Genomic DNA, 22,894 nt, shown 5'->3' on the forward strand with positions numbered 1-22,894 from the left:
CACTCTCTTTTTATCTTTATATTAGTCTTTTTTATAATTCCATTTATGAATATTCTCTCTATAAAAATAATTAATGAAGTTATAAATTGTAATACTGCTATAAAACAAACTATGTAATAAGATATATTAGAATGAATTATATCCTTCAAAATCATTCCATATATTCCTTTAGATCCTCTAAATGAGAAATACATATATATAATGTAAATATCAATCGTCCAAAACGATACTAAAAGTGCTCTAGTATCATAATCTGAATTAGAACTATTTTTTTTCTCTTCAAATTCCATCAGTTCTGAAAACTTTTCCTCTATCATATATTATCTTTACCTTTCTTCTTTTATATCTTATAAAAACTGTCTTCCCAATTCTAAATAACTGTATCTATAACAACTATATTCTCTATATACTCTATTTTATTTCACCTAATCCTTCTCTAAACTAATCCTAATTCTATAAAAAATTTAGCCATAAAATATATGGCTAAATTTTTTATTAAAAATTATTTTTATTTATCCCCCCTAGGCATGACTTACATATAAGCTTTGTTTTAAAATTGACTATGTCCCTAACTTCACCACAAAATATACAAGATGGCTCATATTTACGTAGCATTATGGTGTTTCCCTCTACATATATTTCTAATCCATCCTTCTCATTTATATCCATTACTCTTCGTAATTCTATTGGAATTACTACCCTTCCTAGTTCATCTACTTTTCTAACCATTCCTGTTGACTTCATAAATATTCCTCGCTTTCTCATCTTAAATTTTATTTTTAATTTATGTATAAACTTAAAAGCCTTCTATTAAAGATAACTCTATATTTTCTTCTGAGATATTATCAAGATTTAACTCTCTCTTAGTGAGTTTCAAAATCTCTTTAATATTATTCTCTTCTATAACTTTGTTATTTAACTCTATAGGAACCTTAATAAGAACAAGGCCCTTTATAGAAGTTTCATTTGAACTTTCTTTCATAACTATCCTCCACTATAATTTTACTTTATTTTCAATTTTTTACCTCGAGTACATGTTATCACATATTTTACTTTCGTGCAACTATTTTTTACTTTTGTAAAATCATCTCCATATATTTCTCCTAAAAACATCTATTAATGCATCTTTATCTTTCTTTCTTGTGCATATTATATCTATAAATTCAGCTATTTTTTTATCACTTCTACTACTAGTTGAATCATATTCATTAATAAGCTTTCCCCTTCTCTTAAAATTATTGCTAACATTTAAACTCATACTTTCAACATCTTTAGTTCGCGCCTTCTCAGCAGCCATAATTACTCCATTAGATAACTTTACATTAGCTTGGATCTGACTAGCATTTAATGATCCATTGAAATATCTAAACTCTACAGTATTAGGTCTATTTTCACTTGTTATATTAGTAAGATTAATTCCATAGTATCTATCATTTCTACTAACACTAGCTGCTAAATTCCTTACATCATCTTCTGTGTCCATTCTAATTGGAGTTGTTGCTCCAAACGCTGCTCTCCCCTCGAATGTACGAGCATAATTACTATGCCCACTTCTTATACGACCTTCTCCTCCTCCTGATGCTCTATAAATACATTCTTCATATCCAGATAATACCTTAAAAAATCTTCTCCATCTCTGTCTAGCAGTATCCAATGGCTCCATACCTATGTGAACATGAGCTCCACACCTGGAGTCAATTGTAGCTCCATGTCTTTTAGCAACTTCACATATCTTTTCTATATTCCTCCAAGTTTCAGGTGTATCCCTGAGAATAGGAGATACTATTTCCCCCCCTCCATATCCACTAGATACAGTTCCATCTCTTTCTAACTTCCACTTTCCTTCTACACTTGGAGCATGATATCTTACTCTTTCATCATAAGCACATATTCCTAATTCATATAATTCCTTAGCTATAGCATTTGCATTTCCTCCTACAAACTCAAGTTCAATCCCAAATGTTATGTTACTTCCATTTAAGACATTATTATATTCATACTCTATATTTTCTCTTTCATTTAATCTCCTTTGAAACTCGTCATAGTTATCAAGATAAAAAAAGTTATCATCCTCCTGTTCTGCGAACATATTTTGTCTATTTAATTCCTCAATTTCATCCATTCTACTTCTTTCAGCTATAGATCCATCAATACTAAAATTACTATTTATATTTTCATCAACTGCTTGTCCAAGCGCTATATTTGTTGCTTCTATATGTCTACACCTTTGCTGTCGCATCCTATAATGTAGACAATCGCAGGTCCCATTTTCATAATTTACTGTATAGTTTATTCCACTCGCTGAACTGACTTCTGCTTCTCCTGGAGAATCCAAAAATCTTACTCCTAAGTTCTCCATTTGACCTCTTGTTCTAGACTCTACTTGAACCTGGACAGTTCCAAAACTTCTTAGCCTATCATTTATTCTTTCGGCGGTTTCTTGTATATCTTCTCTTGCTCCATTATTAGATCTTGTTGCTAAAGTTTGTGTACGTGTTTTTGGCATATACCCGCCCCCTAATCATTGATATTTTCATATATCTCATTAAAATACTTTATATTTTTCTCCAGTAATATATCTTTAGGAGTAATTATGTCTCTAACTCTCATATTGGAATACATTCCTCTTTGACTTTGTATATATGCAGATTGATTAAGAACGTGAATACTTATATTATCATTTATGAAATATTTTATATCTAAAACACGACTTAAAGATGATGCTCCAATTATAATTATTTGCTTTATATTTTTTAAGTTTTTACAAAGATAACTGAATCCTGATAAATAGTTCTTCCAGTTATTAGATGCTTTTAATCTTACATCAACAACTTGAAAAGAAAACGCTATAGTATTGCAACTGCTATTATTTATGAGATTTATCCAAAAATCTAAATCATTAATGTTATACCATGATATATCTGGAATAGCATCAAATCCTTCTTCAATAAGCTCATTATAAATAGTTAAGCTTCTCTGTATGTTATATAGATGATCAAACCTTGGACAATCTTCATAAACACTAAAATTAGGAGCTATTATAGCCTTAAATTTTTGTTCCTTCAGCTCCTTGTATATATTGTTTCTATTGTCCCAGATACCTTCCAATGTTCTGTCTTTAACATAAAACTGTAATATACCATCCCCTTCTATATTTAATGCCTCTTTAAATCCTTTCTCTCTATACAGTCTCCTTATTTTTTCCCCATTACTTGAAAAAATATTTCCTCCATGAATTCCAACTAAAGGTGATATTTTTTTATCTAATATCCTGGATAATTTATCTGGTATAATAGGTATATGATATGGTAACTTAAGGATTTTATTATCTTTTAATTTATCATTATACTTATAAATTTTATTTAAATATATTATAGATGCTCCCCTTCGTGGACATAATATACCACATTTAAAACATACATTATTACAAATAGCTGCCTCACATAAAGAACATCCTCCACATCTTTTTATATGTGTACATTTATTACAATCTCTTTTGCATAAACTATTCATTTTCTCCCTTTCTTCTACTCAAACAAAAATACTTGATTTTAAAAAAATAAATATTAAACTAAAATAAGGAGGTATTATATGATAACTGAAAAATATTTCATTGACGACATAAAAAACCTATCTATTGATAGTAATACTTATAAAAAGTTATTAGAAGTTTATACCTTATATGAATGTATTCAACTCGGCGGTGAAGTAGATCCTGGGTGTTTAATAGATGATCTCCTTAAAACTTTGTTTGCTGGAGCATTTAATGACTTTAATATACCTGTAAGCTTTCTGAATACCCCTGTTGGTTATGTTCTATTTACTGTTAAATATGGTTGTAAAACTAATAACTCATTCACAGCAATTGAAGTAGCTCACTTAGTAAATAAAACAAAATCCCTTATATCTTATGATGTAAAAAATGATAAAATAATATATTCACGTCATGGAAAAGGTAAAAGTATTTTGATAAATGAAACTAATCTAATTAAATACATGGAAGATAAAGGCTTTTCTCAAGATGAAGCTATTGAAAGAATAAATTTATTTTTAAAACTTAGAAATCAAGAAAAATTAAGCCTAGATGAAATTTCTAAAATTATTAACCAGGAAACCTAGTAACCTAGAGTTTCTTGGTTTCTTATTCATAATATTCAGCTATCTCTCCATAAACAAGATCAATTGAATTACTTATTATATCTTTATATTCTTCTGGGATATCATTATTCTTTAAAAGTCCTAACTGTCTTATGAAAGTCCTAGATAGCTTTAAAAATTCCTGTATATCTGGTAAATCGATATCTTTGTTTTTTTTACTCACTTTTACATTCCACCTTTCTTAAGTAAAAATAATATTTCTATAACTAATATAATATAACAAACTATTTTCTCTCCCATTCCGCCTGTCTCAACAGTTAATGGAAACTTTATCCTTTTCCTATATGGCCATAGTAGTTCAACCCCTTGTGGATTAAACATATCTAATAATATATGTGAGATATATCCGACAAAAAAAGGGTCTCGTAAATCTAAATTATATTTTAATTTGATAAAATTTATTAATACCATAGATGCTAAAATTCCTAAAATACTGTGAGTTATACTTCTATGCCTTGAAAAAGCTATCCCTATTAGAAATGGAATCGTATAATATATTGTTTTTATGTCTAAAGCTTTACTACCATAAATATATAAAATAGCTGCCAACATTAAGTAAGTTAAGACCTTACATATCCAGTTATTCACTAAAAGTATTCTCTGATTTATAGATCCCCTAGGATGATCTACATCAGGAAATAATGATCCTATGAATGATGCTATTATATATATTAGAGTTATATTTTTATTTAGAATGGTAGCAACTATAGTACTTAATGTTATTCCAACAACCACATGTGTTTTCTTCATCATGACTAAAATCCCCCTAACACTTTTTAAATTTAGTTACATTTCCATCCCAAATTATTTTTGCTCTAAATGTACCTTTACTGCCGTTAAATATTAATGAATCCGTTTCTCCATTATTCACAAGTTTAATGACTTGATCCCTATCTATGTTTGCTCCTAAAATCAAATTTGAAATGTAAAATCTACACCCTATTAATTTTAAATTAGTACAGCCAAACCCCTTATCTGCAGCTTTTACTATATTTCCTGTTTTACATAAAGGACATTTACAAACTATTTTTTTCTCTTCTTTTATATCAAATTCTTTTTTAACACCTTGTACATGTTCATATATAAAACTAATTGTTTTTTTAATAAGTTCATCCTTGCCTAGTTTTCCATCTTCTATAAGCTGCAGCTGCTCTTCAATTTCGGCGGTAAAAAAAGGCTCTGTGAGCTTCTCTGTTTTTAAACATCTAATTAGCTCCTGCCCATCAACACTTGGTAATATATATTTACCTTCTCTAATTATATATTCATTTTTTATTAGGTCTCTTAGTATAAGAGCTCTAGTTGCATTTGTGCCTATACCATTATCTTTCAATATATTTTTCAACTTCTTATCTTCTACAAATCTTCCTGGATTCTCAAGTAACTCAAAAAGCGTATTATCTGTATATCTCTGTGGAGCCTTAGATATCTTCTTATCAATAATTACCTTCCTGCATATAACATTATCCCCTTCACTTATTTCTATATAATCGTTAGTTGCATTATAATTCCAGCCATTTTCTATTACTCTACGCCCTTTAGTTATAAACTTATATCCTTTTACCTCCGTTTCTACTAATATGCTTTCATACTTATAATCTTCTATAAAATTATCTATAAAATTATTCACTATAAGATTATATATATTTCTCTCTGATTCATTTAAACTATTATAAATAGCTGTAATATTATCATTAGGTAATGGTATTATTGCAGTATGTTCTACCACTTTACTATCATCTACACATCTGCTAATAAATATCTCTAATCCCTTTATATCACAAATCTTATCTCTAAAATTCCCAAATTTGATGCAATTTAGTGTCATTTTTATATCATCAATATTACTATTCTTTACTTTTCTACAATCTGTTCTTGCATAGCTTATTATTTTATGCTTTTCATAAAGGTCCTGAGAAACATAATAAGTATAGTCTGATGCATACCCAAATCGGCGGTTTGCTTCTCTTATTAAATCATTTAAATTAAATAAGTTATCTGGCTCCAAAATCTTAAGATCCTTAGTTACTTTTTTTACTATACCTGGATGCCCTTCTATAGAGTTCAATATTTTATCTGCTTCATTTTTATTGTATATAGTGCTACTTAATACCCCTGAATAGTTACAGTTAAGTGATGTAAACATGCCATGAATACTATAATAAACCTTCTGCTCATGTGCATTTATTTCTTCTTCTTTTTTACAAATTATACTTAGTATAACTGTCTTACATCTTCCTATATAATATTTTTTTCTATTAACAAGGGAATATAATCTGCTTAAGTTACATCCAATTAACCAATCTATTTCATCTCGAGCTTGTGCTGCTAAGGATAACCCTTCAAAATCATTAGCTAATTTGATATTTTTAAAGCCTTCTAAAATATCTTTTCTATTTAATGCATTAATCATAACTCTATATACAGGCTTCTTATTTTCTATTGCCATTAATATATAGTCTCCAATAAGATTTCCTTCCCTAGCTGAGTCTGTTGCTATACATACTCTATCTACATCTTCCCTATAAACTAACTTTTTAATTAAGTCTAATTTATTCTTTTTACCATGCCTGGTCTTAATCCAAAATCCATTAGGTATTATAGGTAAGTCTTCTAATTCCCACTTTTTAAATTTTTTATTATAGTCTTCTGGATCATATAATGTACATAAGTGCCCATCAGACCATACTATAAAATACTTTTGTCCTTCAAAAAATCCATCTCTTTTCTCACATTTAAGTACGGATGCATACTCTTCAGCTGCACTATATTTTTCAGCTATCACTACCATCTTACTGTTTAATTTGTTTTTAATTTTATTAAATATACCCATATTTCCCCTCCACTATATTTATAAATAATACCTACCTAACACTTCATCCTATAATATCAAATTATTAAAAATTAAAAGAGTATTAGTATAAACTAATACTCTTTTAATTAAATATGCTTGTTGTCCCTCCAATGGACTTTAGATATCCATAACTTTCTCCTAACGGATCCTTTTCAAAAACTTCAAATGTACTAAACAAAATTTCTAAATTAGTTTTTTGTATATTCTTTACTGCTTCTGCCATATATAAAGCTCTACTCTTTGTTGTAGTAAGAAATATTATCCTGGGATACACATCAAAATATTTCTCCCATTCCCTACTTGACATAAAACTCTCATATTTAGGTATTTTGCTAATAACAACAGAAGTTCTATTTCTAGGTCCTGTAATAGTCATTGTACCCATGTCTATTTCAAAAAAATACTGATATATCTTATTCCCATCATTATAAGTTAAAAATAAATCTGGCCTTAAAATATACTTATCTTCACCATTTATAAATTCATAATACAGGTGTCTATCACAAAGACATGTATTAATTTTATGGCCACTTTTATGAGCTGCTTTTTCTAAAGCAGTTCTTACATCTGATATCTTCATCGAATGTGCCAATTTCTCGAACTTAATTAAATTATCTCTTATATCCCAATTTAACTTTTTAACACTAATTCCATAAGCCCCAGCTATAAATAAAGCTCCACCCCTATCTAGCATCCAATAAGCTTCTTTACTTCCCTGTCCTACCCCCTCAGTATTAAATGATCTATATAGAAATCCATTCTTATATAAATCTAAAAGTTGATTTCTTACATATTTTATACTTCTATCTAATATATCTGATATTTGAGAAGTACTTAGTATCCTCATCTCATATATAAGCTTTATTGCTTCTTCTTGAACTGTTGTAAACTTAAAATCTAATATAAATCTATCTGTTATTTCCTTTGAATCTACCCTTTTTTGATTCCTTTTTCCTTTTATCTTCTCTTCCATTCTATCAACTCCAATATCCTTTATCTAGGGTATTATTATCTTCATTTATATTATTAGACTCTATAGCATTATTATCCTCCTTTATGTTATCAGGCTCTATATTATTGCCTTCATTCTCATCAAGACTGAATGAAAATATTTGTGGATGTTCATCATATACTTCATCTTCATCCTTGAATCGTTCTGCAATCATTGCATCTATTTCATCAATATGCATTTTTCCTTCTTTATTATACTCTAAAATCTCTTCTAATGATCTGGAAGCTTCCTCGGCGGTAACAGTCGGCCTATCTAAAGATCTAATATTAAATGTATCTGAAGTTTTACCATTAACTAATAATTTGCAATACCCATATCTTGAGGGAAGGTTTTTCAAGTCATCTTCGTCAACCTTAGGACCATATTTTTTCGCAAAAAAAGGAGCATCCATATCACCTGTAGTAAATGTAATGCTTGTTCCAACATTATTATATATTGCATTTATAAGTCCATCAACTTCCTTCATCTGTTCTATTTCTTGATGGAAAAGGAATAATCCTATACCATATTTTCTAAGTTCATATAACACATCCTTTATACTCTCATTGATGAAGTTTTGAGCTTCATCTATAAAAACTAAAAATGGATCTTCCCACATTTTTTTATCTCTAGCAAAAGCAGCTACTATTAATAACTTCATTGCTATACCACCCAAAAATGATATTTTATCCTTAGCTATCTTGTCCTTAGAAAATTTAAAAATAATAATTTTATTTTCATCTAGTATTTCCTTAAAATCTATACAATCATTCTGCCCTAACGCTCTTCTAAGCTCAGTTGATCTTATAAATTTATCTAGTTTATACTCAACTGACTGTGCTGTACTAAGTACTGCAGCATCAATCTGACCTTTATTGTTCTCAGCGAATTTTGTTTCCCAAAATCTCTTAACTTTTGGATCTTTTATAAAAGGAATTATCGATTTTCTAAATTTTTTATCAGAAAAAAGCCTAGGTAATTCTACCATTGAGTACTCAGCATCTATTATTGTTCTTATAGCATTTTCAATATAATACTCATTTTTTTCTGACCAAACATCAGAGAATGTTCTCTTAAATATTTCTATTGACTCATCAATAGTCTTTTGCTTTAATTGATCTTTTGTAAAATCTTCTGCTTCCCTCTCTGGTACCTTACAAAAGTTAAACGGCCAGGGATGCTCACTAAATATATCAAATACAATAGTATCTTTTCTTCTATATTCAGGAACTAACTCCAATAATTCATCTCCTAGCTTTCCATGTGGTTCAAGGACCATAGCTCCTCTTCCTTTTCTTATAAGTTTTCCATTTTCATCATATTTATTAGATATTTGATCTAAGAAAGGTGTTTTTGCAAATTCTGATTTACCAGTACCAGTCTTACCCTGCACAACCACATGCCTAACAATATCTTTATCTTTAAATTCTAATATTCTCCTTACTGCCCTATAACTATTTTCTGCAAAAATTATTCCTTTTCCTGAACCTTCAGATCCACTAGGAATATTAAACTCTTTTATTGCCAGCTTTTCTACTTCATCATATTTTTCTATTAATTCTTTTCCTGGTAATCTTAAAAAAATACTAGCTAATTCAGGTGGTGTTAATATATTATTTTTACCAATAAGATCTGGCTTTCTATTCTTAAATAGTTCTAATGTATACTTATTACTAAGTACCACATCTCTCTTAAACTTATTCTCTGCAGATAGCTCTGCAAATGCTGCAACTAATGATTTAACTCTAGTTGTATTTCCCTTTCTATATTTACCTAAAGCAATTATTCTTATAATTGTCTCAAATCCTGAATCCGATACTTTTTCTGAAGCTACAACTATTTCTTTCCTATCTAACTTAGTCTTTCTCTGTATATTACCGCCGTTTATCCCTCCAATATCCAAATTAATTCCCTGGCTTCTTAGACCATCACTTAAATCAGATAAAATCGAACCTTTGGCAGCATCAACTTTATCTTTAAAATTACCTTTTTGACCTGGTCGTATTCCACTTCTCTCAAATTTCTCTAAATCTCTTCTTCCTTGAATTTGCCACCTATTATCTATTGGCCTTACTAAAACCTGAACTGCAACAAAATCCTTTTTATCTAAATCTCTCATTGCTGCTAAAATTGACCCTAAATTATCATGTTTAGTTTTAATCTTAAGAGTATGATGAAATGCTAACTTTAAGTCTGCACTGTTACATGGAAGTTTTTTATTGTTAGGAATGTACTCATCTACATCTTCAATGGCCACATTAGAATATGTATCATAAATCCTATCAACAATCCTATCTTTCATATCTCCTGGAACCCATATATAAAAATTTATTCTCCCCTGTTCTGCGGCTATTTCATAACTCATATATGGCCTACCATATTTTATAGATCTAAACTTAGTATTCAATAACATTGCATGTAAATTCCTAATAAGGCTCTCAACTTCTTTTATATCCGCATTTTGTTTTGGCAATACCTTTAAACACACTGCTCCTTTTCTTAATCTTAAATCATGGTAATAATAAAAAGATAATTTTATCACTTGAAATAATAAAACTATTAATATAATAGATACAGCAATAATAAGTAATCTTCTTAGTAACTGTTCATTAGTAAGTCCCATAAAAATTTCTCTCAATTTGTTTATCAAATTAAATACACTCCTTTATTAAAATCTTAAAGTAACGTAATAAAAAAAGAAGTATTACACAAGTTATACTTCTTCTTAAATCCTAAATTAGACACACCATCATAATATTCTTATTATACTAGGTTAATTTGTTCACGCAACTCCTGTTTTTAAGTACTCTAATATATCATCCAAGTTATCAAATTCATTTAATTTAGTTATATGTTGTTCCCTTTCAATTAAATACTCAATACAACATCCTATAAGAAACCCCCTATTTTTAAAACAATCCTCAATACTTAAAGTTTATATATATTCTTTACTTCTATACCAGTCCCAAAAATAACTTGGCATTATAACACCTCCTTTAATTGTTCAAATGACATCTTTATGCCTATTAAATACCCATATACCCTATTAGGAATAACATCACCAGCTTTGAATATCCATTCAGAACAATCAGGATCATAATCAGTTAATTCATCATAAACTTGGCTTATTTCATATTCCCACCCACTTTTATTAATACACGATTTACTTTCCTTAATTAACATATTAATAACACTTATATATGAATTTATATGATTATTTTTTTCTGTTTCTTCTTGTACACCATCTTCATCAATATCTCTATTTTCATTAGCCTCCTCTATTTCTTCTTTAAGCCTTTCAATAGCCTCATCACTATCGAAAGAATACTTTCCTCCACAAAATGCCGTCATTTTACTATGGAAATAATGAATATTATAATCTTTTATTGTATTAATATCAGTCTTTTCAGTTAGACAGAATACAGCTTCTCCCATATCTCCACTCACATACAACTTAGATCCATCAAATATATATCTTACATAGTAGAATGATGAATTAGGAGCTCTCCATGTTAGTGTGCTAACTCTATCATTTAGCCTTTCAAATTGTGCAACATGATTTTTAAACCACCTCTCTTTAATTTCCTGCTCAATTTTACATCTGTTCAATTCTTATTCCCCCTTAAAAGTTGATTCAAAATATTACATAAAGACTAAAAAATACTTATTGTTTTAAATAACTTATCATCTCAATTTTTAACCTTCTTAATGTTGCTTTGAAATAAAGTTTGAGCAAAAGGACCTGGTTCTCCTGCTAGATATGACTATTTTTTATTCTATTTAGATATGAAACCTTTCTAAATAGATAATTTTTATTTTAATTTTGAATAAAGTTTGATAAAAATTTAGATAAGTATATTGTGGTTCTCCTAGGTAGTGCCCCGTGAGCCTTCACCTAGGATATTTTAGTTTTTGATCAAACTTTATTCAAAACATACACACACCTCACTTCTGTATTCTCCTAATTAACCTTCCCCTTAATTAGAATCCTAGAGACAACTCAATAGATAATTAAAACGATCTAGACCAATCATTATCATCATCTATACTCAAGATAATAGTAATTACTATACAGGAATAATATATAATTAAAAATAATAATTATAAAGTTACAAGTTTAAAACTCATCATCTCTAATAATCATGACACATATCCCCACCGAACCAACATGACAACATATAATAAAAATCTAAGACCATTAAAACTTGTTTTTAGGTATTTAAAAGTTTAGACTTGTTTTTACGTATATAAAAAGTAAAATGCCCTTGTATCCTAATAAAAATAAACAACCTAAGAATATCAATGCCTACGCCTAAAGATACTATAGGTATTCCGTATATAAAATAACAATATAAAATACTACGGAATAATAGATAGAACACTAAAGGAAACACATACTATATGAAAGCTATAAACTCTCCCCTTGCAATAGAGAATATAAAGATAATTATTATTTATAATAAATTTTTTGCATCCCAAGAACCCCCTAAAGTACAAGGTTTTAAGCTGTATTTTAAAATTATATGAGTGGAAAAACCATGTAATATTAGATTTTAAAAATTATCCTGGTGGACCAGGATCACTTACAAACACTTTATTTTTTTGTTTAGTATAACTTATGTTTTTATTATTTGAATAAATATTATTATTTATTTTTAATTGCTGTCCAACAACAACTTTATCAACTATATTTTCTGCTACGTCCTTATCATCCTTTTCAGGAGCAATATTAATAACTTTATATGTTTCATAATAAAGAGTATACATACTCTTAGAATGGTCTTTTAATAATCCTATATCCTTTAACTTCTTAATCATTTTATATAATGAAGATACATCTTTGTATCCTAGTTCATCCATAAGTGTTTTTTTAGACAATCTTAATACAATATACTTACTTGTAGCTTTATAGCCCTTTATAAGCATTCTTAAGTAGTGTTTAATATAATCCCCTAATTCTTCTACTGATTGATCCATAAAGCTTTTCGGCAGCTTATAAAGTTTATTAGATGCTTTATACTTAACTATAATTTCTTTATCATCTTTACATCTTTCTAATGAACAAAGCTTGCAAAGCTCTCTTAATGTTCTATCATTTATTCCTTCAGCTGAAGGAATAAATGATCTATTTAAAAGTCCTCTATCAACTAAATCTAAATATAATAAATAATGCCTTGTACTTGCCTTATTAGTCCAAAGCTGATTTATTATTCTACTATCGATGTTCATTGCATCTTTTATACCATTATTTTTATTCTTATATGGACATTTATCACACATATTTTCTATACCGAGATCTTCAAATACACTTTGCGCATACTTACAGCTAAAATTATAATTATTTCTAAATATAGTATTAACCTTAGATGATATAGATCTTTTACCTTCATCGTGATTCCAAGATTCTGCTAATTGTATTAAGTTATCTTTTACTTCTATTTTTGAGTATCCTAACTTCTTTAAATGTATTCCCACACTAACTAGACCATAGTTTCTATGGCCTTTTTCAATCATATTCTGAAGTAAATAAGTAACACATTTACATCCAAAATCAGTATTTTCATAGTTTCTCTCTTTACTCTTAAATTCATTTTTAGATTTTTTTATTGCATTACTATAAAGCCTAGATGCCTTAAGTGAAATTTCTCCTGGTATTTTTTTATCTAGACTTCTTTTAGACGCTGTTAACTCTTCCTTAGTAACTACTCCAGTTAACAACTTCATTAATTCTTCTATTGTAATCCAAGTGAAATATCCACCCTTATAATATGTATTAGGGGTCTTCATTAGCTTATAACTAGAAGCAACTATTGATTCATCAACATACTTTAACTTAAGTTCATCCTTAATAGACTTGTACATTTCAAAGTATATTTTATGCAAATCTTTGTTTGGCTTCGCACAATAAACCTTTGGATTAACATACACATATAAAGACTTAGAATTATTAATCATTATTAAAATGTCTTCTCTATTTATATGTAACTCATTTATTAAGTAATTTACATATACAGCCACTTCATAAACTACATCAAAATATTTATCCTTTTTATTTGACTCGAATTCAAGAATAAATGGGTAATATTTCTGTTCATTCTCCTCCCTTGAGCTTCTATCCTTTAACCATGTACAATATGTCTGTATACTCATATGGCTAAGAACATCATTTTTATATGTGTAGTTAATTGCCTTTTCAATATGTGTTTCATATTTTTTTTCATTTCTATTCTGGCTAAGATCTTCTCCTTTTATTACCTCTAAAACACCAAAATAATTTTTATCTTTATATGTATAAGTCCAAAAATCTCTAATTAAATTACCCATTTCTCTAAATTCACCTCCATATCATCTTTTTTTTGTTTAAATTGGTGTAAAATGTATTTAAATTATTTTCTTTATCCTCTTTATTTTTTTGGGTTAATTGGTTATAATATAAATATGCCTATTCCCTAATTTTAGGGAATAGCAAAGCTAGCCTTAAAATCATATTTTTTTGAATTTAAAGGCTCTAGAATTTTATAAAGTTTTCATGATAACTCTTTTTAAAATTCGAGTTATACAAACTAAGTTACCAGCTAAGTTTGTATAAAAAATTTTTTTATGAATTAAATACCATTTGCGATACAGTTACCAGCTGTATCTTTTAGTTCGACTTCAATTTTATTACAAGATGCAGTTACCAGCTGCATCTTTTTTATTATGTTGTAATTTGATTTTACTAAAGTTTGAAACATTATTCAATATCTCTGTTTTCTTTATCATTTGTCGTTTTATGGACTCTTACAAAATGTAATACACTTTAAACCTTTTTAACTTAAGCTCTTGTAATAATATCATTTCAAAAGTGTATTACATTTTATGAAGATAAATTATAAAAATCTAAAAATGTAATACACTTTTTTCTAATATAACCTATAAACCCATTATCTAAAGTGCATTTCAACTGTAATACACTTTAAATATTTTTATATCAATTTTGTATTACACTTTTTAGCTATTTCTTATTAACTCACTCTATTTATCTGACCTTTAATTGTATTACACTTTTATACCACTAATATTTTCCAAACGTAATACATTATATATGTTTTTTTCTGAAAACCCTCATTTTCTCTAAGTAAAAACTGTATTACACTTTTTATTTATAATATTTTGTCGAATCTTTTTTATTTTCTTCTAACTGTTTTAAAAGCTCTAGCTAGCCCATTAGACTTTTCTTCCTCCGCTTTCGATCCTGAAGAAAATATCTCATCCTCTACTGATTCTATTTCATAAAAAACCTCAGAATCAGCAGAAACAATATTAAGACTATCCTCTGAAGAAAATATTTTCTCTTCCTCAGATTCTAATATATCTTTTGAAAAAACTTCGTCATTGTATAACTCTTCAGACTCTGGCTCATTAATCTTTGGTTCACTATATTTTTTCATTTGTTTTATTGGTTTACTTATTGGCTCCTCAGTATTATTAAAGAAATTTCGTATTATATCATCATCTCTTTGTTCAAGAATCTTAGACTTGTACTCTTTATATTTACAGTACAACTCCAATGCTACTATTATTTCTTTATTTAATTCGTTTGAAGTATTAATTAAATCTAATACATTATCATCAAACTTCATTCTTTTAAGCAGTCTGAAGGTTACTATATCTCCTCGTGTATATACTTTTTTTTTCTTTTCACCTTCATTCATTTCCATACTCCTTATCCTAGTACCTCATCTGCTGCCACTTCCTGCTCATTCCCTTTTGCTATTATGCTTAGGAGAGCTCCTAAAGCATTTGCAAACCTCGCATCCTCTACTAAATTTACATTCGCTAGTCCAATTTCTTTTTTGAAGCTATCAAATGTTGTAATAGCTCCTCCTCCTCCCAAATTTACCTTAGTAATTAAAGAAGGATTTATTCCCTGTTCTGATAGTTTTTTGTTTATATTATTTACTAATTGTCTTGTAAAATAATTAAATCTACTATCTTTTACTCTAGTTAGCTTATCTGTCAAGTCATGGGCTTGTCCATTAACATTAACTTTAAGCTCTTTTCCAGTTCTAATTATATGATCTAGTTGATGTCTATTCATATTTATGCCTAGATCAGTTATTATCTTATCTAATGGATCTGATGTACCTAGATCTATTCCAAAAAATCCTCTTGAATTAAATTCTCCATCTTCATAAACGGATACTTCTGTTGTTATACTGCCTATGAAGATTCCTAAATGAACTTCATTTTTAACTTTCATTCCTTTTTTTAGAGAACCATCTGAATTATAAATTGAAGCAAGATGACCTGCTACTGATTCAGGTTGTATTTCTTGTTCAACTACGTTGAGCGTAATTTCTGCATTATTAAATCTAGGTGAATTAAATTTAACTGTATAGCTTCTCTTAAGCTTACTTCCATAGACTTCTACTAAATCTTCATCATCGTACCAGTACTCTTCAGTTGGAAGCAATGTGCCCAGAGCAATCTGCTCTGTCTTTATTGGATTAGAAGGATCATATAAACTATATGCTAATCCTGTTACTAATAAAATTATAGTATCTATGTTCTTTGCTTTTATATCTCTTTTAGTTTTCTCTAATAAATCATTTCTATTTTCCTTGAAAGCAAGTCCGCCTACAAAGAATCTTCCAAGCTTTTCTCCATCCGCCTCTATATTTACATCTAGGAGATTTGACAAGTGACCTGTTTCACTTCCTATAATTCGTCTCTTATATCCTGGTGCAACTAGATTCATTACCTCAAGTTTATTTCGTCCTTCAAAGTTTGCCTTATCCATATATATTTTTAATGCATCATTTCCTACATCCGCACCGATTTTTACTATTTGTTTCATTATCTATTCCCCCTTTCTATTTCTAGTTTTAAAAAATTCCGTCCATTTTGGGTTAATACATAGGATAAGTTTTGTCCATCTATATCCTTTTCTATAAATCCACATACTAAAAACGCTGTAATTATCTTGTCTGTTACAAATTTACTTAAATTAGCTTCTGTAAAAATTTGACCATGCTTTATACCCTTGTTTTCTTCTAAAACAGTCAAAATTGAGGCAGCTCTGCTATTTACCAGAGCCAAGTTTTTTGCTATATTTTGTAATTGCTCTGTAGTATACTCTGTCATATTTTCACTACCTTTACTATAATATTGTCGAATTCAATTAAATTAAATCCGATTTAATTTAATTGTATCTTTGTTTACTGGTCATGTCAATATATTTTCCAAATTATATTCCAACTTTTACTTTAATATCTTATAAAAATATTAAAGTAAAATAATATCCTATAACCAATAATGGACAATATGGAATAACTATATAAACCGTTCTTTTTTTAATTGCTACAAATATTCCTAGTATACCTGTAACTGACATAGTAATCATTCCACCTACAACTCCTAATGTTAAAAAAATTATAAAAATTACCTCTACATCACCATACCACTCCCCAGTTACTTTAGCAGCTACTAAAAGTATAACTACTAAAATAATAATGAACTTTATCTCTCTTAAATCTCTAGACCCAATAGCTATCACAAATGCATATATAATCCCTATAATAGCTGTATAGAAGTAAACATACATCGTATGATAATCTACTATGGCTATTAACACTAACAACGTTCCTATAGCACTATAAACTAAAATTCCTGATATATTGAATTTTATAAAAATAGCTATGGTTGTAATAACCATAGCTATTTCTATATATAATTTATTTACTTTAAACTCTCTTATTTTTTCATTATCCCTATTTATTATATATTTGCTTACCCTATATACTATATTCCCTTGAATTACTCCCAATATACAAAGAATTAATAACATTCCCATAGCTTACTCCTGATCATATCCTGTCCCTCTAATTCTAATTTTTACTCCTGTAGTTATACTATCTTGGACATCCAACTTAAGCCAAGCATTAACTTTATCTCCATACTCATTCTGAGCTTCTATATATACTTTATATTCTTCCTTTACTCTTTTTCCTTCATCTAATGTAACTTTTGAATCATATGGTAGTCTCATCCTAAATAGCTCAGTATGAGTTGCCTCTACTTCTACATTCTTTTCTAAGATTAACGGATCTTCTTGTGTAGCTAGACTTACTAACTCTTCTGGAAACTTAACCTTTAGCTTAGTAGCATAACCAGTAGTCTTAATATTTACAGATAACAATTTCCCTCTTGGTGCTGGGTTAGGTACTATTACTCCTTCTATAGTTAACTCTTCTCTTTTTATTATTTTATCAAATATAATACCTACATTGCCGACATTATCTTTTGAAAAAACTTTTATCATATAATCACCATATACATCTTTATTATTGCTGTTATAGAAGTCAATTTTTAATCTATAATTATTTCGTGATAAAGATATATATGCTTTCGATGTTTCTTTTACTCCTGAAGGTTTACCATTAACTAACGGCTGATACTCAACATATAGGTTATTTAGGTCCAACCCACTTCCTACTTTATTTTGGCCACTATAATCTCTTAAATTAAAAATATCCAGGTATAATTCTCTGCTAGTTTGTTTAGAAATCTCTACTTTATCTGCAACAGGAGCTGTACCATCTATCTTTAACCATCTTAAACTATTTACATAGCCACCTAAATATTTATCATATGATCCATTAGAAAATAATTTATATTCTGCTCCATCTATCTTAGCCTTAAGAGTATGTATACCGACTAATATATTACTAGAATTCTCTTGTATCCTTTTTGCATAGATTCCTTTATTAACTTGGGTAAAATTTGATTCATAACTCTCTCCTGATTTATACCTTCCTTCAGTATCACATGAATCTATTGAAGTTTCATCATTATTTACAAATGAAACATAATTTCTAGTTGGGAAAACATTGAACTCACGTGGAAAAAAGCTCTTAGATGTTATTTCAAATTCTTCATTTGGTCTAACCCAATATATATTATTGTCCTTATAAGAATATTTAGTAACATCTAATTGTGAATTAGGATTGGTATTAAGCATATAAGTTTCTTCTCTTAAAATTCTTTCATTACCACAATTATCTATTGCTTTAACTTTCACTTTAGCACTTATACTATTTCCCAATATCTTTGTAATATTTCTCCCCCCTGTGAAAGTATAGCTTTTCCCAATATCTTTGTTTACTATAGCTATATCTTTTAAGTCTATCTTTCCATCATAATTTAAATCATATTTACTATCATAAGACTTATCTCCAAACAAAGAGTTGTTATATATTGATATTAATCTTACATCCTTATCATCTACTATTCCATCTTCATTAAGATCAGAATTAGTTAATACCTGATCTTTAATTCCATTCTCTAATACCTCTATATATGATTTACTTGGATTGTTACTATTACTATATTCAGCTGTTATCTTATTAATTCCAGATTCCCTTTCTACTATATCTTTAACACTTACTCCTAAATCAAAATTGTTTTTATCAAAAGAAAAAGAAACAGTTCCTTTCGGAGCTGTTCTATCTATTTTTACATCTATTAATTTTTCTGAAACATTACCTGCTTTATCTCTTGCAATAATCCTAAAAATATTAACGCCTTCAGATCTAACAATATAATTTATAATATTAGATCCTGTAGCAACTATTTCATTTTTAGAGTTATATAACTCCATAGATGCCATTCCACTTAAGCTATCCTTTCCGTATAGATATACACTTACGTTATCTTTAGTCCATCCATAACTAGTATTCCCATTAATACTAGGCTTAGTTTTATCTAATCTTATAGTAAATGTTTCCTCTACTACATTACCTACATTATCTCTTGCTATTACTTTATAACTATGAATTCCTTCATCTTGAACGTTATATATTATTGATCCTTCTTTTTTATTACTAAACTTATTACTTACTAATTTTTTTGTACCTTCATATAATTCTATTTCTTTAATCCCACTATCCTTATCTTTGAAAACCAACTCAAATGTCACATTATCTTTATTCCAACTTTCTGTAGGTAAACTTCCTACTAAAACTGGAGCATGTCCATCTACAGCTAGTATATCTATTGACTTAAAAATATTAGAATAAAACCATTCACTAGAATTAGTTCCCCCTTGGGTATATATAGGAAAGTTTAATCCACTGGTACTTTTATCAGCAATTAATTTATGATCTGCTTCTAAAGTTTTTGATCCTGGGATCTCCTTTGCTATATAGTCCTGATACTTAAATTTACTTACTCCTTCACTTCCCTTAGATGTAACACCATTTTTAGTTGCTACTAATTTAGTTCCATCATAGGGTTCATTATCACTTCCATTCCCACCTATAAGCAGTGATGTAATAGTAGGATATCTATCATACTCATCATAACTACATATAGATGTGGTTATAATAAATTGATCTTTAGTATTTACCCACTTTTTATTTGTACCTGGCTCTAAGTATTTATAATCTTTTATACTTATACTGGGTTTAATAGGTTTTATATTAACTACTCTTCCTGAATATAGCCCCTTCCATTTTCTAGTATCCTTTGTTGTGTATTCTCCTGTATATTGTCCTTTATAATAATGGTTTGCTGTATGGTACTGTGAACCATGAGTAACATTTCCATTTCCAATCCAACGCTCTTCTGATATTGAATATTCATCATAAGAGCTTTTACCTCTCTTTTCATACTGTGGTGCTGCATATTTGGTAATATGCTCATGATATTTGGATGAATCTAAATAAGTTTCAAAGCTATATCCATCTTTATTAACAGTTTTAGAATATGCTAACCATCCAGTTTGATACTTAAAATTCATAAAACCACTATACCTATTCCACTGAGAGTAATCGCTTACTATAAAATCCACATCTTCACTGTAATATTTAGTTTCTGGCGCTTTTCCACTAGACACCCTTTTTTCCTTTAAATATAAAGTTCCCTGAAAACCATGTTCGTTGTAATATATTTTTTCTGGTAAATCCTCTTGACTGCTATATTCCTCATTGCCTAACGATTCTATTACTTTAAATCCCTCTTCCGCTTCAGCAATACTAGGCTTAATTGTTAATATTATAAAGAATATTACGATAACAAAAGCTTTCATATACTTTTTTATTTTCAATATTATAACACCTCATTTTCTCATTTTGAGATAAGGCTTATTTAGTTTATTTAGACAATGCAAATTGACATCCCATTGAAGTAATAGTTACTGAATTATCTTTATTCCTATATGCATATACCGCCCCGAATTGACCTAAGTTAAAACTATAATTCATACTAATATCTTCTGCAGTTGCATTGCCTGAAACATTGAACTTACTGCACCTTATATCAAATGGAGTTATTTTACGAGATTCACCTGGTAAATAAGGATCTATTTTTTGTGCATTTTCCTCCCAAGACATACCAGATACCTTATTAACCGCTTGATCTTTTGATATGTTACCTAAAGCTACTTGTTTAGCAAGGTCTTTAAGTGTTTCTTTTTTAATACCTTTATAAGTCTCTGTGTTAGAAACAACTAAGGTATTTAATTTATTTGTTAGATTCCAGTCAATTCCTACTTTAACTGAAGGTTGTGGCTGAGGCTTAGGTTTGTTTTCTGATCCGTTTCCACTATTACTATTTCCACTTCCATTGTTACTATTTCCGCTTCCATTGTTACTGCTTCCATTATTTCCACTGTTACTACTTCCATTATTACTTGGCTTATTATTCTCTGAGTTACTATTAGTTCCATTCACATTATTACTTGATTTCTCTTTTTCCTTAGAATCTTCTTGCTTTTTACTATATACCTTTTCCTTTATCTCCTTGGCCTTATCATTAGATATTTTTCCATCCTCAACGAGTTTTTTAACTTCATCTTCAGTTAAATTACCATCTTCTATTTTTTTTTCTATTTCTGTTTCTACATTTTCATTCTCTATCTGAACTTTATCATCTTCAACTACAACTACTTCTTTCTTCTCTTCCTCTTTCTGAACTTCTACTTTCTTATTTGTATGGTTATTATATATTACCCCAGCAGTGCCACCTACAACCAGTGTTCCTGCTATAACGGCGGTTGCTATTTTGGTTCCCAGTGTCATAGCTCCATATTTTGTACCACAACTCTCTACAATTTTTAAAATTAAACTTTTAATTTTCATAATTAAACCTCCACAAACTTAATTTAATTCAATTCAATTAATTTAAGTTTATCCGCATTTTACCAATTTGTCAATGGTTTTCAAAAATTTATTTTTGTGGCATTATTAATCTTAAGCTTTGATTGTTTTGATTAGCTGATTTATCTAATATAGTAACATCTTTTCTATTTTCTAATTCTAAAATAAAAACACTAGCCACTCCTGAATCTGACTCGGTTACTATTGTATTATCTTCTCTATATGCTGCTTTAACTTTTATTTCTTTTGGATTCCCTTGTTGATCTTTTAGTACATAGTCACTTATTGCATTACCATTCTCACCTACAGTCCCACTTATTAGAATCATATCTCCTGATCTTATAGTACCTGCTACAGCAGAATGTGGATCAACTTTTAATGAATACAGTAACTTTTCTACATTTTCATTTTCATTTTTATCTCTTAATCTCTCTTTTATTATAGTTTCTCCTTTATAAATAACTTCTTTTGCAATAGAACTATCCTTTAGATCATTCTCAGTAATATAATTTATATTCTTATCATAATTTTCCTTAACAATTTCGTACATTTCAGGTTTTATTTTATCCCCTTCTTTTATATTAACCTTTGCTTTAACAATATCCACTTGTGGCTTGGAAATAGATTTTTCCTGTATTCTAGTTAATAATGCTAATGCTGAAGCTGAAAGTATAGTGCATATCCCAATTATTACCATCTTTTTTCTTAATATGTTTCTAAACTTTATAAATATATCTTTCTTCACTTAACTTC

At 28.7% G+C, this 22,894-nt stretch carries 20 protein-coding genes; 1 reads left to right on the forward strand and 19 read right to left on the reverse strand.

Going from position 1 to position 22,894, the window contains the following annotated elements:
* The 5 genes from BR69_RS20480 to BR69_RS0112005 all read right to left on the reverse strand — a co-directional run.
* The coding region (locus BR69_RS20480; RefSeq protein ID WP_034849844.1) for a hypothetical protein at positions 1-317 on the reverse strand (317 nt) is incomplete at its 3' end.
* Positions 318-495: 178 nt separating this feature from the next.
* Entirely contained in the window at positions 496-744 is a 249-nt protein-coding gene (locus BR69_RS0111990) for an AbrB/MazE/SpoVT family DNA-binding domain-containing protein (protein ID WP_027633408.1), read from the reverse strand.
* A gap of 52 nt (positions 745-796) precedes the next feature.
* Positions 797-982 (reverse strand): hypothetical protein, encoded by a 186-nt coding sequence (locus BR69_RS0111995; RefSeq protein WP_027633409.1) that lies wholly within the window; start codon positions 980-982, stop codon positions 797-799.
* 102 nt (positions 983-1,084) lie between these two features.
* Entirely contained in the window at positions 1,085-2,506 is a 1,422-nt protein-coding gene (locus tag BR69_RS0112000; protein ID WP_027633410.1) for an amidoligase family protein, read from the reverse strand.
* An 11-nt stretch (positions 2,507-2,517) separates the two neighbouring features.
* Positions 2,518-3,513 carry a DUF4417 domain-containing protein gene (locus tag BR69_RS0112005; protein ID WP_027633411.1) on the reverse strand — a complete coding sequence of 332 codons (996 nt, stop codon included), beginning with the start codon at positions 3,511-3,513 and terminating at the stop codon, positions 2,518-2,520.
* Positions 3,514-3,591: 78 nt separating this feature from the next.
* On the opposite strand from BR69_RS0112005, the gene BR69_RS0112010 reads away from it, so the two are divergent.
* Complete coding sequence (locus tag BR69_RS0112010; RefSeq protein ID WP_027633412.1) at positions 3,592-4,119, forward strand: hypothetical protein; 528 nt, start codon at positions 3,592-3,594, stop codon at positions 4,117-4,119.
* A gap of 22 nt (positions 4,120-4,141) precedes the next feature.
* Here BR69_RS0112010 and BR69_RS0112015 read toward each other — a convergent pair whose 3' ends face one another.
* From BR69_RS0112015 to BR69_RS0112085, 14 genes are all read right to left on the reverse strand, one after another.
* Positions 4,142-4,321: a hypothetical protein gene (locus tag BR69_RS0112015; protein WP_027633413.1), complete on the reverse strand. Its 180-nt coding sequence runs from the start codon at positions 4,319-4,321 to the stop codon at positions 4,142-4,144.
* A gap of 2 nt (positions 4,322-4,323) precedes the next feature.
* A complete protein-coding gene (locus BR69_RS0112020) occupies positions 4,324-4,911 on the reverse strand; it encodes a metal-dependent hydrolase (RefSeq protein ID WP_027633414.1) in 588 nt (195 codons plus the stop codon).
* A gap of 13 nt (positions 4,912-4,924) precedes the next feature.
* The gene (locus BR69_RS0112025) at positions 4,925-6,991 is read right to left on the reverse strand and encodes a type IA DNA topoisomerase (RefSeq protein WP_027633415.1); all 2,067 of its coding nucleotides are present in this window, start codon (positions 6,989-6,991) and stop codon (positions 4,925-4,927) included.
* 103 nt (positions 6,992-7,094) lie between these two features.
* Positions 7,095-7,985 carry a replication-relaxation family protein gene (locus BR69_RS0112030; RefSeq protein WP_027633416.1) on the reverse strand — a complete coding sequence of 297 codons (891 nt, stop codon included), beginning with the start codon at positions 7,983-7,985 and terminating at the stop codon, positions 7,095-7,097.
* A 4-nt stretch (positions 7,986-7,989) separates the two neighbouring features.
* Positions 7,990-10,653 carry a type IV secretory system conjugative DNA transfer family protein gene (locus BR69_RS0112035; RefSeq protein ID WP_150112272.1) on the reverse strand — a complete coding sequence of 888 codons (2,664 nt, stop codon included), beginning with the start codon at positions 10,651-10,653 and terminating at the stop codon, positions 7,990-7,992.
* A gap of 332 nt (positions 10,654-10,985) precedes the next feature.
* Positions 10,986-11,612, reverse strand: coding sequence for a hypothetical protein (locus BR69_RS0112040; protein WP_027633418.1), 627 nt, complete (start codon positions 11,610-11,612; stop codon positions 10,986-10,988).
* 951 nt (positions 11,613-12,563) lie between these two features.
* Complete coding sequence (locus BR69_RS0112050) at positions 12,564-14,327, reverse strand: hypothetical protein (protein WP_027633419.1); 1,764 nt, start codon at positions 14,325-14,327, stop codon at positions 12,564-12,566.
* Between the two features lie 842 nt (positions 14,328-15,169).
* Positions 15,170-15,697: a hypothetical protein gene (locus BR69_RS0112055; protein ID WP_027633420.1), complete on the reverse strand. Its 528-nt coding sequence runs from the start codon at positions 15,695-15,697 to the stop codon at positions 15,170-15,172.
* Positions 15,698-15,708: 11 nt separating this feature from the next.
* Positions 15,709-16,842, reverse strand: a complete 1,134-nt coding sequence (locus BR69_RS0112060; protein WP_027633421.1) for a ParM/StbA family protein — start codon at positions 16,840-16,842, stop codon at positions 15,709-15,711.
* Positions 16,842-17,129 carry a winged helix-turn-helix domain-containing protein gene (locus BR69_RS0112065; RefSeq protein ID WP_027633422.1) on the reverse strand — a complete coding sequence of 96 codons (288 nt, stop codon included), beginning with the start codon at positions 17,127-17,129 and terminating at the stop codon, positions 16,842-16,844. The genes BR69_RS0112060 and BR69_RS0112065 overlap by 1 nt, the downstream gene beginning before the upstream one ends.
* Before the next feature lie 130 nt (positions 17,130-17,259).
* Positions 17,260-17,838, reverse strand: coding sequence for a hypothetical protein (locus tag BR69_RS0112070; protein WP_027633423.1), 579 nt, complete (start codon positions 17,836-17,838; stop codon positions 17,260-17,262).
* Positions 17,839-17,841: 3 nt separating this feature from the next.
* Positions 17,842-21,090 carry a hypothetical protein gene (locus tag BR69_RS0112075; protein ID WP_027633424.1) on the reverse strand — a complete coding sequence of 1,083 codons (3,249 nt, stop codon included), beginning with the start codon at positions 21,088-21,090 and terminating at the stop codon, positions 17,842-17,844.
* Positions 21,091-21,136: 46 nt separating this feature from the next.
* Entirely contained in the window at positions 21,137-22,123 is a 987-nt protein-coding gene (locus tag BR69_RS20485) for a hypothetical protein (protein WP_034849845.1), read from the reverse strand.
* An 88-nt stretch (positions 22,124-22,211) separates the two neighbouring features.
* Entirely contained in the window at positions 22,212-22,886 is a 675-nt protein-coding gene (locus BR69_RS0112085) for a CpaB family protein (protein ID WP_027633425.1), read from the reverse strand.
* Positions 22,887-22,894 lie beyond the last annotated feature (8 nt).

Origin of the sequence: Clostridium hydrogeniformans DSM 21757, assembly GCF_000686705.1 — a bacterium.
Classification (GTDB): Bacteria; Bacillota; Clostridia; order Clostridiales; family Clostridiaceae; genus Clostridium_Z; species Clostridium_Z hydrogeniformans.

Bases quoted from the DNA above. Each gene is read 5' to 3' on its own strand.
- BR69_RS0112010 (WP_027633412.1), top strand. From the start codon at position 3,592: ATGATAACTGAAAAATATTTCATTGACGACATAAAAAACCTATCTATT.
- BR69_RS0112060 (WP_027633421.1), bottom strand. From the start codon at position 16,842: ATGAAACAAATAGTAAAAATCGGTGCGGATGTAGGAAATGATGCATTA.
- BR69_RS0112020 (WP_027633414.1), bottom strand. From the start codon at position 4,911: ATGATGAAGAAAACACATGTGGTTGTTGGAATAACATTAAGTACTATA.
- BR69_RS0112055 (WP_027633420.1), bottom strand. From the start codon at position 15,697: ATGAATGAAGGTGAAAAGAAAAAAAAAGTATATACACGAGGAGATATA.
- BR69_RS20485 (WP_034849845.1), bottom strand. From the start codon at position 22,123: ATGAAAATTAAAAGTTTAATTTTAAAAATTGTAGAGAGTTGTGGTACA.
- BR69_RS0112070 (WP_027633423.1), bottom strand. From the start codon at position 17,838: ATGGGAATGTTATTAATTCTTTGTATATTGGGAGTAATTCAAGGGAAT.
- BR69_RS0112050 (WP_027633419.1), bottom strand. From the start codon at position 14,327: ATGGGTAATTTAATTAGAGATTTTTGGACTTATACATATAAAGATAAA.
- BR69_RS0112005 (WP_027633411.1), bottom strand. From the start codon at position 3,513: ATGAATAGTTTATGCAAAAGAGATTGTAATAAATGTACACATATAAAA.
- BR69_RS0112030 (WP_027633416.1), bottom strand. From the start codon at position 7,985: ATGGAAGAGAAGATAAAAGGAAAAAGGAATCAAAAAAGGGTAGATTCA.
- BR69_RS0111995 (WP_027633409.1), bottom strand. From the start codon at position 982: ATGAAAGAAAGTTCAAATGAAACTTCTATAAAGGGCCTTGTTCTTATT.
- BR69_RS0111990 (WP_027633408.1), bottom strand. From the start codon at position 744: ATGAAGTCAACAGGAATGGTTAGAAAAGTAGATGAACTAGGAAGGGTA.
- BR69_RS0112065 (WP_027633422.1), bottom strand. From the start codon at position 17,129: ATGACAGAGTATACTACAGAGCAATTACAAAATATAGCAAAAAACTTG.
- BR69_RS0112000 (WP_027633410.1), bottom strand. From the start codon at position 2,506: ATGCCAAAAACACGTACACAAACTTTAGCAACAAGATCTAATAATGGA.
- BR69_RS0112025 (WP_027633415.1), bottom strand. From the start codon at position 6,991: ATGGGTATATTTAATAAAATTAAAAACAAATTAAACAGTAAGATGGTA.